We start from the raw sequence: 12,215 nt of genomic DNA on the forward strand, positions 1-12,215 counted from the left end.
CCCCTCTTTCGTAAAATATTTCTTCCCTGAAATGTTTGATCAGTAAAAAAATTTATAGACAACCTTTCCCTCAGACAGGAGGGAAAGGTTTTTCTAACAAACATATTTTATATTAGTGTGACAATTACCATAGCAACAAAAAGAATAGTCAGATATTGTAGTGAATAGACAAACATGATCTTTGCCCATTTCATATCGTCCTTTTTCTTATAGCCATATAACCCAGTAACTAACCATCCAACATTTAATGCAGACGCTAAAATAAGGAATGGTATCCCTAAGCTAGTCAGTAAGAATGGAAGCGGCAACAACGCTACAATCCATAAAATAATATGCTTCTTTGTCGTTTCGAATCCTTTAACAACTGGTAACATAGGAATGCCAGCAGCTCTATATTCTTCTACCCTTCTCATCGCTAGTGCATAAAAATGAGGTGGTTGCCATGCAAACATTATTAGGAATAAACTCCATGCCATGATACTCAAATCTCCATCAACCGCTGACCAACCAATAAGTGGTGGTACGGCACCCGATATACTTCCGATGATGGTATTTGAAACTAGTTGGCGTTTGGACCACATTGTATAAAGTACAACATAGCTAAACACCCCTACAAGTCCAATAACAACTGCTGTTAATGTTGTTAACGCAAGAAAAATAGTACCTATTGTAATAAGGGTTAGCCCCATGATAATTACTTTTCGCGGCTGTATGTTCCCCGTTACTGTTGGTCTATCCTTTGTACGTTCCATTAGAGGATCAATATCTCTATCAATGTAGTTATTTATGGCACAGGATCCTGCTATTATGAGCGAAGATCCAATTAACGTATAAAAAACAATATCAAGATTTGATAAAAAGCTTTTCTCTCCAAAGTGAAGCGCTAACCAAAGTCCAGTAAAGGTAGTAATTAAGTTGGAGTTTACGATACCAATTTTGATCAAAGCTAGGAAATCCTTCCACGCATTTGTCTTCGGTATCTCAATGCCGTTATCATCACCGTTTATTGTTGCTTCACTTATTGATCTTGAACCCGCCATTTCCTCTCCTCCTTTCCCTGTACACAAATCAGGTCACACGACACTACAATAACTATAGTACATTATGAGCTTTAATGCTATATTGTAATGAAAAACGACTATCAACGATTTTAGTCAATATTCTGCCAATAGTTTTCATTATCTTAATAGTGGAAATAATGTTAAATATTTGTGTAGAAAAATAACATTTCCTCAATCTATTAAATCATACTTCGCTCCATTTTTGTGAACTTTTTTTGAATTATTTTTGAATTATTTGTGACCTGTTTCATTTAGCAATACAGGTCATTTATTTTGTTAAAATAACATTTTCGCAATCGAATGACTGTGCAATCCCTTTAAAAGAAACTCCGATATGTATTACGACTATGTGTAGAATTATAGTTCAAAAACAACCCATGAGTTTCCAATTCGCTTATAGTGTTAAATACTTAATATATATTGTAAAAACTCGGTAGATTGTGTAGTATCAAAAATGCAGTATGATCATATTAACTTCTATTTTTTTTCCTACTAATTCGTTATGATAAAGATATATTAAAATGTGGTTATTATTATACTGTTCATTATACATGTCAATAGAAACTTATGACAAATTTGTGAACTTGAATGAGAAGGTGATTTTGTTGAACAGAGCCTTGAAGTGGTTTTCTGTCCTTACAACGATTGGTATGTTATTGATTTTATTAGGAGGAGCTCTAGTTACAAAAACAGAGTCTGGAATGGGTTGTGGCCGCTCTTGGCCTTTATGTAATGGTCAACTTATTCCAACTGACATATCACTTGAGTTAATTATTGAACTTGCTCACCGTGTTGTTTCAGGCGTTGTCGGATTAATGGTATTGGTGTTATCCATTGGGTCTTGGAAAACGATTGGTCATATCCGTGAGACAAAATTTTTATCGGCACTATCTTTTTTCTTCCTCGTATTACAAGGATTAATCGGTGCTGCGGCTGTTGTTTGGGGACAGTCAGATTTTGTACTAGCTTTACATTTTGGAATCTCATTGATTTCATTTGCCGCTGTCTTACTATTAACACTCCTTATTTTTGAAATAGACAAGCGTTTTGAAGCTCATAAATTAATCATTGATACACGTTTGCGTAAACATATTATTGGAGTTAGCGTATACAGTTATGTAGTCGTTTACACTGGCGCTCTAGTAAGGCATGTGAATGCTAGCCTAGTATGTAGAGACTGGCCATTTTGTTTGAATAACGCAATAGGGTTACCCACGAATTTTTATGAATGGGTACAGATGGGGCACAGATTTGCAGCTGGGTTAATTTTTCTTTGGATTGGATATATTACTCTACTTGCTTATAAACACTATAAACATGAAAAGGTTATTGTTTGGGGTTGGATGATTGCTTTTATATTAGTATCACTCCAAGTGATGACTGGAGCTTTAATTGTTTTTACCCGACTTAACTTAACGGTCGCTTTAGCACATGCATTTTTTATCTCTTGCTTATTCGGGGTATTAAGCTATTTTATCCTTCTCGTTACTCGAAGTAAAAAGAATCAGGTTGAGCTTAACAAAAAAAATAATCACGCTTTATAAAAAAGGTGTTGCACAAATGTGCAACACCTTTTCTCTGCTTATTTCTGTAACTCGATAAGTAGGTCACCTGTTTGAATTGCTTCTCCATTTGATACATAAATATCTTTAACAAAGCCTGAGAACGGAGCTTGAACTGTCGTTTCCATTTTCATAGCTTCTGTAATCATTAAGTGATCACCTTTTTCGACCTTTTCGTCTTTAGAGACTAACACTTTAATTACTGTACCTGGCATTGAAGCACCAATATGAGTTTCTCTCTTTGGATCAGCTTTAATCTTAGTGGCAACAGTGGATTTAATACTTTCGTCCTTAATAACAACCTCTCTCGGCTGTCCATTTAACTCAAAGTACACGATACGAGTTCCATCAGCTTGAGGCTGACCAATAGAGATAAGCTTCACGATTAATGTTTTACCTGTTTCAATTTCGACTTCAATTTCCTCTCCTAATCTCATGCCGTATAGGAAAGTTGGTGTATCTAACACCGAAATATCGCCAAACTGCTCAACCATAGCCGTATAGTCTTTAAATACCTTTGGATATAACGCATACGCAATGGCATCAAAGCTCGTTACAGGTCTTCCTAATTCATTGAATAACTTTTCTTTTAAAGCGGTAAAATCAACATCCTCTAATAGTTCTCCAGGCCTTACTGTGATTGCCTCGCGACCTTTTAGGATTACTTTTTGAAGTTCTTCTGGGAAACCTCCAACGGGCTGTCCTAAGTATCCTTCAAATAATTCTACAACCGAATTAGGGAAATCGAGACTATTTCCTTTAGAAAGCACATCCTCTTCCGTCAGCTCGTTTTGAACCATATACAATGCCATATCACCTACGACTTTTGAAGACGGAGTAACTTTAACAATATCACCGAACATATGATTTACTCGTGCATACATTTCCTTCACATCTTCCCACTGCTCAGCAAGGCCAACTGCCTTAGCTTGTTGTTGAAGATTGCTATATTGACCACCTGGCATTTCGTGCTGATACACTTCTGTATGCGGAGACATCATTCCACTTTCGAAATCGTGGTAGTACTTTCTTACATCTTCCCAGTAGTAAGAAAGCTGTTCTAACGCTTTAATATCTACCTTCGGTTTACGATCATTGCCTTCAAGTGCATAGTACAATGTATTAGCACTAGGCTGTGATGTTAATCCAGCCATTGTACTTAATGCTGTATCTACAATATCTACACCAGCCTCAATGGCTTTTGCATACGTATATATTCCATTTCCACTTGTGTCATGCGTGTGTAGGTGAATCGGAATATCAATGGTCGCTTTTAATTCAGAAATTAATTGATATGCAGCTTGTGGCTTTAATAATCCTGCCATATCCTTTATAGCTAAAATATGTGCCCCTTGATTTTGAAGTTCTTTTGCCAAATCCTTATAGTAGTTTAAGTTATACTTCGGTCTAGATGTATCAAGGATATCTCCTGTATAACAAATGGCTGCTTCAGCTATTTTTCCCGTATCTCTTACGGCTTGAATAGCTACTTCCATTCCTTTAACCCAGTTCAGACTATCAAAAATACGGAATATGTCGATACCTGCATATGCAGATTTCTCCACAAACTCACGAATCACATTGTCTGGATAGTTTTTGTAGCCCACAGCATTGGAAGCTCGAAGTAGCATTTGGAATAATACATTTGGAATCTGCTTTCTTAAAGTTAAAAGTCTATCCCATGGATCTTCCTTTAAGAAATTATACGCAACATCAAATGTTGCTCCACCCCACATCTCCAAAGAAAACATATCAGGTAGTAATAGCGATGTTGGTTCTGCAATATGTTTTAAATCTGTCGTACGAACACGAGTAGCAAGTAGCGATTGATGAGCATCTCTGAACGTAGTGTCTGTTAAAAGGACCTCTGGCTGTTCCTTTATCCACTTTACTAGCCCCTCTGCTCCTCTTTCGTCAAGAATTTGCTTTGTTCCACTTTGGACACTTAATGAATCTGTTACAGGAATTCTTGGCTTATCAAAAACAGGCTTTTTCTTTTTCTCAATTCCTGGGAAACCGTTAATAGTTACATTCCCAATGTAAGAGAGCATTTTCGTTCCTCTGTCTTTACGTACCGGGAACATAAATAACTCAGGTGAAGAATCGATAAAAGATGTATCGTAATTTCCACTGCGGAAATCTTTATGCTTTACAACATTTTCCAAGAAAGGGATATTCGTTTTAATTCCACGGATACGGAACTCTTGTAGGTTTCTAACCATTTTTGCACAAGCTTGTTCATACGTTAAGGCATGAGTAGATAGCTTTACAAGCAAGGAATCATAGTATGGAGTAATAATGGCTCCTTGGAAGCCGTTACCTGCATCTAATCTTACTCCAAAACCACCACCTGAACGGTACGTCATTAATCTTCCTGTATCAGGCATGAAATTGTTCAACGGATCTTCCGTCGTGACACGAGATTGAATCGCATACCCCATAATACGAATATCTTCTTGCTTCGGAATACCTACTGTTTCATCATGGAGTTCATGTCCTTCTGCAACTAAAATTTGTGTTTGGACAATATCAACACCTGTGATCATCTCAGTAATGGTATGCTCAACCTGAACGCGTGGGTTTACTTCAATAAAGTAGAATTCATCTCCTGAAACAAGAAATTCTACTGTTCCAGCATTTAAATAATCTACATTTTTCATTAAATCAACAGCTGCTAAACAGATTCTATCTCTAAGATCTTCTGAAATAGAGATACATGGTGCAACTTCTACAACCTTTTGATGACGACGTTGTACCGAACAATCTCTTTCAAACAGATGGACAATATTACCAAACCCATCCCCTATAATTTGAACTTCGATATGCTTTGGCTTTTCAATATACTTTTCAACGTATACCTCATCATTTCCAAACGCTGCTTTTGCTTCAGATTTTGCTCTCTCGTAGGCTTCCTTTACTTCCTCTAAGTGCCTAACGATACGCATACCTCTTCCGCCGCCACCGAGCGATGCTTTAATGATGATTGGATAGTGATATTCTTTCCCAAAGGAAATAACTTCCTCTAAGCTATTTACAGGACCATCGCTTCCAGGAATGACCGGAATCTTTGCAGCTTGGGCTTGTGTTCTAGCTTTTACTTTATCTCCAAACATGTCAAGATGCTTTGATTTTGGACCAATAAAGATGATCCCTTCTTCTTCACATCTTCTTGCAAAATGAATGTTTTCAGAAAGAAATCCATATCCTGGGTGAATAGCATCAACATCACTGTGTTTTGCAATGTTAATAATCCCTTCAATGTCTAAATAAGCATCAATCGGTTTTTTTCCTTCACCAACGAGGTATGCTTCATCGGCTTTATAACGATGATATGCACCAGAATCTTCTTTTGAATATACTGCAACTGTTCGTATATTAAGCTCTGTACAAGCTCTAAACACACGTATAGCTATTTCCCCTCGGTTTGCAACTAAAACCTTATTAATCTTTCTTTGCAAGAAAAACACCCCATTCTGTATATTTATACTATATTGTATTTATAAAAAGCGCTTGGTCAAGAAACCAAGAGCGCTTATTTTTTTATTTGAACGCCTTCAAAACGGTTATTAGGTGGAATTGTTTCTACTTTCTTATCATTCGTTTCCTTAAACTTTTTCTCATAATTAACGAACATAGAAACATTCACTAAGATGCCCATAGAAATGGAGAGTTGCAAAATAGATGAACCTCCATAACTAATAAATGGCAATGGAACTCCGGTTAACGGAATGACTCCTGAAACACCTGCTAAGTTTACAAATGATTGTATACCTACCATCCCCGAGATACCGATTGCTAGCAAACTACCAAAAGCATCCTTTCCTTTTAAACCAATGTAAATTCCTTTTAGAACGATAAAACCTATGCCGAACAATACAAAGGCAACTCCAAAGATTCCAAGTTCCTCAGATATTACAGCCATTATAAAGTCGGTATGTGGCTCAGGTAAATACCCTAATTTTTGGACACTTTGTCCCAATCCTAGACCTTTAATTCCACCTGCTCCTAAAGCAAGGAAGGAATTAACCATATGATAACCTTCTTTTTGGGCTATCTCTTCAGCAAATGGATTAATAAATGCTTCAAACCTTCCGACACGAACAGAGGAGAAAATTTTATCCTTAAATAATATAAGCAGTGGGATAGAAGGTATCGCACCCAACATAACTAATTTGCCTATATTTTTCAAATTCATTCCAGACGAAAGGATGATCACACCTGAAATAGCTACTATTAGTGCAGCTGTTCCAAAGTCAGGCTGAAGCGCAATTAAAAAACAAGAAATGATGATAAAAGCAAGTGGTGGGAGTACACCATGATTAAACTGATTAATATAGGATTGTTTCTTTGCATACACGGCCGATAAGTATACTATAGCACTTACCTTTACAAATTCAGATGGTTGAAGGCTTAATGGACCTATCTTATACCAACTTTGAGCATTTCCCGCGGAATGACCGAATGGAAAGATGAAAATGAGCAATGCAAAAGAAAATAACACAACGGGAATTAAAAAACGATTACTAAGCATGATTTTGTAAGGAAAAACAGAAAAGAAAAGAAATAAAACTGCACCAACAATTAAAAATAGTTTTTGACGATCATAAAAATGATCACTTTCATATCCATACCTTTGAATAGCTGTTACCATACTAGAGCTATAAATCATAACTAGTCCAAATATTGATAACAATACCACAACTAGGATTAACGAATAATCATAAGATTTTAATATTTTTTTAAACATGTAACCCTCTTCCTCATCTTCTAAGTCGTAATATGTATTATATTATAACATTGAATTTCCTGCATTTGATGTGAAGAAAAGTACAACTAAAAATTATTATCTTAATAATATCAAATTTTCAGAAAAAATACCTTATAAAAAAACTCAAACAGTCTCTCTCGAGAAAGTTTGAGCTTTCGAAAGTACGTTATTTTCTTTGCGATGCTTCATGAAGGGCTGATAGTTCTCTTTCTAATTCTCCTAAAATTGCCTTACCTTCTTTTTCTTCAATCAAGCCAAGGCGAACAGCAAAATCTATTTCACGAGATAGACCAAACATTTGTGTATCGAGAACCTCTTCATATAACGGACACTGAGGCATCGTTAAGTTATCCATTTGTACTTTAATTAACTTTAGAATTTTATCAGCGTCAGCCTTTAATAAGGCATTTGCTTTTTCTTTATGATCTAATACCATATCAGACGCCAACTTAGTCCCCCCGTTTCCGAGCGTTTATCCTATCTATAAATTTTATACGTTTAAGAGGAAAATTGCAAGGATAATCAGTAGCACCCGTAGAAAGATTCAGGAAATTTTGAATATCCTCCAAAATTTTGAATTTCCTCCAAAAATGACTTTTGTTCTCTTTAAGTCTATACTAAGGATACAAAGGGGGAACTATTATGGAAAATATTATACTAATCCAAGGGAAAGTAAATTTCACAATCACCTTAGACCCTGGAGTATGGATCTTTGATGATCGTCGAGTAGATTTAACTACCTATTTTGAAGGAAGTCAAAAAGAAGTAGATGATTTAGAAGAATATAAAAAAAGCATGTCCAAGCATTGGGATCGTGAAATAATGGAGGGAGCTGTTTTTCCTCCTACTTTAAAGACGGAGAAAAAATTTGAAAAAGAGAAAGTTCTGACGGGGACATTTGGGATGCCGCTAAAGCCCTTCTTAAAAAATTCAGAAATTAAAGATGATGCAAAAAACTTAATACTCATAACTACAGATGGCGAGGTATCTATGCCTCTAGACGTAGGACAAGATTTAATTTTAGGGTTTTCAAAGGACGGTAAGCCATTAACAGATGATGGACCCGTGTACGCCTTTTACGGAGATGGCTCTAATAAACATCAGCCAATAAAAAATATCCGTGCGGTAGCTATTGAATAAAAGAAGGGCCCACCTTCTTTTATTCAATAGCTTGTTAATGCTTGTGCCATTTAAGGGTAAAAAAAATCACTTTACTTATAAAAGATCAGCTGCTAATTGTGCCAGACCGGATCTCTCACCCTTAAATAACTTTACATGGCCGGATATCGATTGGTCCTTAAACCTCTCGACTACATATGTAAGGCCATTGTTATATGCATCAAGATACGGATGGTCAATTTGCTCAGGGTCACCCATCAACACGATTTTACTTTTTTCTCCAACTCTTGTAAGAATCGTCTTTACTTCATGTTTTGTTAAATTTTGAGCTTCATCAATTATAATGAACTGTTCAGGTATACTTCTTCCCCTTATATAAGTAAGAGCCTCTACTTCAATGGAACCCATGCCTGCAAGAATTGCATCAAGTTCCCCAGGCTTTTTCACATTGAATAGATATTCTAAATTGTCATAGATCGGCTGCATCCATGGCCGTAGCTTTTCTTCCTTTTCACCAGGTAAAAATCCAAGATCCTTCCCTACAGGTACAATCGGTCTAGCCACTAATAATTTCTTATATTCCCCGAAATCTTCTGTTTGCATTAATCCTGCTGCAAGAGCCAGAAGAGTCTTCCCTGTTCCTGCCTTACCGATTAAAGTCACAAGCGGAAGGTCTTTTCTTAAAAGCAATTCAATTGCCATTGTCTGCTGAACATTTCTTGAGCGAATTCCCCATATATGATCGTGATCAAATACTAATTTTTTAATTTTTTGCCTCTTTGAATCGACCATACCAAGTGCGGATTGAGAAGATCCCATTGCATCCTTTAGCACCAAGAACTGGTTTGGATAAAAAGAATAAGTAGTAAATAATGATATTGGAATTTCTCCCTTTTCGTAAAACTGATTTAAAACATCCACGGCCACAAATAATTCTGCATAGCCCGTATAAATCGCATCATTTTCTATGACTCGATCACTTAAAAAATCTTCTGAATTTAAACCAATTGCATCAGCTTTCACTCGTACTAATGCATCCTTACTGACCAAGATTACTAATCGACCATTTTCTTTTGTTTCCTCTTCTAAAGATAGATTTTTGGCTACAGCAAGTATCCTGTTATCATTTGTTTTCTCAACAAAAATATCTTGGAGTTGATGAAAGGATCGATGATTCAATTCAATTCTCATCACTCCACCATTTTCAAGTGGTATTTTTTCATGTAATTTTCCAGTTTGTCTTAAATTATCAATGAGCCTTGATACTTGTCTTGCATTTCTTCCAATTTCATCCATATACCTTTTTTTCGAGTCCACTTCCTCTAGTACTACGGCTGGTATTACCACCTCATTGTCCTCAAAGGAAAAGATGGAATATGGGTCTTGTAACAAGACATTGGTATCTAATACGTAAATTTTACTCAAACTGATGCCTCCTGCTCCTCTTAATTCTATAGTAATTTGAATTAACCACATGTCCTTGCCAATATTTCTGCTTAAGAAAAGAGCTTTGGTAAACTATATGTTTTCTTGTATAAAGATAGAAGAATTTTTGCACAATAAACGGTAACCAAACATTATTCGGAGGTGGACTTTATGAAGAAAACCCTTTCTATACTGGCATGCTGCTTGTTTCTTTCCGCGTGCGGAAGTCAGGATAATACGACATCTAAAGCAAATCAGAACGAAGAACCACGTACCATAAATGTCAAAAATAGTACCATACCAAATATTGATCGAGAAACAGGCCAAGAGGTATCAAAACACTTGGTTAACCTAGCGACTTCCATTCCAAGCGTGAATGATGCAACGGCTGTTGTTTTAGGAAGATATGCAATTGTTGGTATTGATGTGAATGAAGACATTGACAGATCTCAAGTAGGAACGATTAAGTATACAGTTGCAGAAAGTTTGAAGAATGACCCACATGGCGCAAGAGCAGTGGTTATCGCCGATCCAGATATGACCGCGCGATTAAGAGAAATACAAGAGGACATACAAAGTGGTGAACCTATTCAAGGCATTGTAAATGAATTAGCTGATATATCCGGACGGTTAATGCCAGAGGTTCCAGCAGATATTATCGATCCAAATGCTAATAAAGCAACCGAAAAATCAAAACGCAAGCTGAACGAAGAAGAAACAAAAGAGTTAGATAAAGCTCAAGAGAAAGAATCACAAGGCTATAAGGATTAATAATTAACAAAGCTTAGCCTTAAAGGCTAAGCTTTTCTCATTGCATCCATTACTTGGTTATCAAGACGTGTTGCTGCCGCTTTGTCATATGTTTTATCGTATTCTGGCTCAACAGTTATTTTCGAACCATAAAACATTACATCACGAACTTCTTTTATGCTAATTTCTATTAAAGCAAGCTTTAGTGGTACATCACTTATTTTTTCCATCTTAACACTTGCTTCTCCACTAATTGAATAGGTGGATTCATTCACAATTATGTTCACAACCACCTGATTGTTTTTTTGAATGTTTTGCACAATTCTCGAGCGATTATCAACAGCAAAATAGATTTTTTCATCTGTCTTTGCTAAAATCCAAGAGATGGCACTTACATTCGGGCCCCCTGTTTCAAAGTCTACTGTTGATAGCGTTACAAAACGCTCTTTTTGTAAGGCATCAAACAGTGGCTGAATTAATTTTTGTTCAACTTGGTTAGGCATACCATTCCCTCCTTATATTTCTATCTTATATCTACTTTATGGTAGTTTCAACCTTGAAACCTATTTTGTACTGCTAGTCCTATTCATATAGAAAATTTTACTATACAATACAGAAAGAAGAAAAATTTTGAGGTGTACGATATATGAGAGTAAAATGTGTAATTTGCGATAAAATTGAATCTTTACCAGGTGACTCTTTTCAAGCGAAACGACTTCGTAATCGTCCGATACATACCTTCATGTGTAAAGAATGTGAAGAAAGAATTGCGACTCGAACAAAAGAAAGAATTGCAACCGGAAACTTTAGGCTTTACAAGCCGAAGGATGAAGAGGATGATTGGTAAAAGAATAGTTGCAGCTAGACATCATGAAAAAATCCGCCCCGTTATAAATAACGGAGCGGATTTTTTTATTCTGGGTAATTTGCGTATCTTTCAGGTGACTCATTTATTTGGTTTAGCATGACCTCTATGAGCTCTCTTGGGAAGCGGTTTGACTTTCTTTCCCCATCTAAATCGTAATGAACATAGTACATAACTGCATCAGTGGTAACCTCAATATTTTTTATACCTTGGTCTTCAACAAGCATATCATAAAACATTTTCTCTGTATCAACTGCAGCTGAATCATCCGGACGTTCATCAACTACGACTTTAATCGTTAGCCAGTTATAGAGTGTATCTTGTAATGATTTCATTTAATTACTCCTCTACATCCACTTGAGTATGCTTTTTCTCTTGATGAAGGCGGATTTTATAAATGATAAGAATGAGCGCCGCTACAGCTAATCCCTCCACTATTGGAAGACCATAGGAGAAAATCAACAAAACAAAGCAGCCTAAAATTAAACAAGTGTAAATGACAATATTTTTTAAAATGGACAGTTTCTTTGCAAAACCTAATTTGTAAACAATGATTGTCAAAATAATTAAGGTCACAAACTGAAGCCATGTACCCGTTTTTACATCAGTTAGTTCGATAAAAAATCTAAGACTAGGTGAAAACCCTTGTAGTCCTTCCACGCTAC

General features: G+C 36.2%; 12 protein-coding genes. 4 read left to right on the forward strand and 8 right to left on the reverse strand.

Annotated elements, in window-relative coordinates:
* Positions 1 to 107: 107 nt before the first annotated feature.
* Positions 108 to 1,040 carry a heme o synthase gene (cyoE, locus tag M3175_RS06255; protein WP_251516019.1) on the reverse strand — a complete coding sequence of 311 codons (933 nt, stop codon included), beginning with the start codon at positions 1,038 to 1,040 and terminating at the stop codon, positions 108 to 110.
* 626 nt (positions 1,041 to 1,666) lie between these two features.
* Here cyoE and M3175_RS06260 point away from each other — a divergent pair.
* Positions 1,667 to 2,605: a COX15/CtaA family protein gene (locus M3175_RS06260; protein WP_251516289.1), complete on the forward strand. Its 939-nt coding sequence runs from the start codon at positions 1,667 to 1,669 to the stop codon at positions 2,603 to 2,605.
* A 38-nt stretch (positions 2,606 to 2,643) separates the two neighbouring features.
* Here M3175_RS06260 and pyc read toward each other — a convergent pair whose 3' ends face one another.
* The 3 genes from pyc to M3175_RS06275 form a co-directional block, all read right to left on the reverse strand.
* Positions 2,644 to 6,081 (reverse strand): pyruvate carboxylase, encoded by a 3,438-nt coding sequence (gene pyc / locus M3175_RS06265; RefSeq protein WP_251516022.1) that lies wholly within the window; start codon positions 6,079 to 6,081, stop codon positions 2,644 to 2,646.
* A gap of 74 nt (positions 6,082 to 6,155) precedes the next feature.
* A complete protein-coding gene (locus M3175_RS06270; RefSeq protein ID WP_251516026.1) occupies positions 6,156 to 7,370 on the reverse strand; it encodes an FtsW/RodA/SpoVE family cell cycle protein in 1,215 nt (404 codons plus the stop codon).
* A gap of 187 nt (positions 7,371 to 7,557) precedes the next feature.
* Positions 7,558 to 7,827 carry an Fpa/YlaN family protein gene (locus M3175_RS06275; RefSeq protein WP_371321667.1) on the reverse strand — a complete coding sequence of 90 codons (270 nt, stop codon included), beginning with the start codon at positions 7,825 to 7,827 and terminating at the stop codon, positions 7,558 to 7,560.
* Between the two features lie 206 nt (positions 7,828 to 8,033).
* On the opposite strand from M3175_RS06275, the gene M3175_RS06280 reads away from it, so the two are divergent.
* The gene (locus tag M3175_RS06280; protein WP_251516032.1) at positions 8,034 to 8,531 is read left to right on the forward strand and encodes a peptidyl-prolyl cis-trans isomerase; all 498 of its coding nucleotides are present in this window, start codon (positions 8,034 to 8,036) and stop codon (positions 8,529 to 8,531) included.
* A 75-nt stretch (positions 8,532 to 8,606) separates the two neighbouring features.
* Here M3175_RS06280 and M3175_RS06285 read toward each other — a convergent pair whose 3' ends face one another.
* Positions 8,607 to 9,935 (reverse strand): PhoH family protein, encoded by a 1,329-nt coding sequence (locus M3175_RS06285; RefSeq protein WP_251516035.1) that lies wholly within the window; start codon positions 9,933 to 9,935, stop codon positions 8,607 to 8,609.
* A gap of 171 nt (positions 9,936 to 10,106) precedes the next feature.
* Between M3175_RS06285 and M3175_RS06290 the strand changes: the two genes are divergently transcribed.
* Positions 10,107 to 10,706 (forward strand): YhcN/YlaJ family sporulation lipoprotein, encoded by a 600-nt coding sequence (locus M3175_RS06290; protein WP_251516038.1) that lies wholly within the window; start codon positions 10,107 to 10,109, stop codon positions 10,704 to 10,706.
* 26 nt (positions 10,707 to 10,732) lie between these two features.
* Here the strand turns inward: M3175_RS06290 and M3175_RS06295 are convergent, their stop codons facing one another.
* Positions 10,733 to 11,188, reverse strand: a complete 456-nt coding sequence (locus M3175_RS06295; RefSeq protein WP_251516041.1) for a pyridoxamine 5'-phosphate oxidase family protein — start codon at positions 11,186 to 11,188, stop codon at positions 10,733 to 10,735.
* 143 nt (positions 11,189 to 11,331) lie between these two features.
* On the opposite strand from M3175_RS06295, the gene M3175_RS06300 reads away from it, so the two are divergent.
* Positions 11,332 to 11,532 carry a YlaI family protein gene (locus tag M3175_RS06300; RefSeq protein ID WP_119707401.1) on the forward strand — a complete coding sequence of 67 codons (201 nt, stop codon included), beginning with the start codon at positions 11,332 to 11,334 and terminating at the stop codon, positions 11,530 to 11,532.
* A gap of 65 nt (positions 11,533 to 11,597) precedes the next feature.
* On the opposite strand, the gene M3175_RS06305 is transcribed toward M3175_RS06300, so the two are convergent.
* Complete coding sequence (locus M3175_RS06305) at positions 11,598 to 11,885, reverse strand: hypothetical protein (RefSeq protein ID WP_251516043.1); 288 nt, start codon at positions 11,883 to 11,885, stop codon at positions 11,598 to 11,600.
* 4 nt (positions 11,886 to 11,889) lie between these two features.
* Positions 11,890 to 12,210, reverse strand: a complete 321-nt coding sequence (locus M3175_RS06310; RefSeq protein WP_251516046.1) for a YlaH-like family protein — start codon at positions 12,208 to 12,210, stop codon at positions 11,890 to 11,892.
* Between the last annotated feature and the right edge of the window lie 5 nt (positions 12,211 to 12,215).

This window comes from Robertmurraya korlensis (genome assembly GCF_023715225.1).
In the GTDB taxonomy this organism is placed as follows: Bacteria; Bacillota; Bacilli; order Bacillales; family Cytobacillaceae; genus Robertmurraya_A.

What these genes read in the sequence shown, in the direction of transcription:
- M3175_RS06300 (WP_119707401.1), top strand. Translation starts at nt 11,332, where the DNA reads ATGAGAGTAAAATGTGTAATTTGCGATAAAATTGAATCTTTACCAGGT.
- M3175_RS06275 (WP_371321667.1), bottom strand. Translation starts at nt 7,827, where the DNA reads ATGGTATTAGATCATAAAGAAAAAGCAAATGCCTTATTAAAGGCTGAC.
- M3175_RS06270 (WP_251516026.1), bottom strand. Translation starts at nt 7,370, where the DNA reads ATGTTTAAAAAAATATTAAAATCTTATGATTATTCGTTAATCCTAGTT.
- M3175_RS06290 (WP_251516038.1), top strand. Translation starts at nt 10,107, where the DNA reads ATGAAGAAAACCCTTTCTATACTGGCATGCTGCTTGTTTCTTTCCGCG.
- cyoE (WP_251516019.1), bottom strand. Translation starts at nt 1,040, where the DNA reads ATGGCGGGTTCAAGATCAATAAGTGAAGCAACAATAAACGGTGATGAT.
- M3175_RS06295 (WP_251516041.1), bottom strand. Translation starts at nt 11,188, where the DNA reads ATGCCTAACCAAGTTGAACAAAAATTAATTCAGCCACTGTTTGATGCC.
- M3175_RS06280 (WP_251516032.1), top strand. Translation starts at nt 8,034, where the DNA reads ATGGAAAATATTATACTAATCCAAGGGAAAGTAAATTTCACAATCACC.
- M3175_RS06305 (WP_251516043.1), bottom strand. Translation starts at nt 11,885, where the DNA reads ATGAAATCATTACAAGATACACTCTATAACTGGCTAACGATTAAAGTC.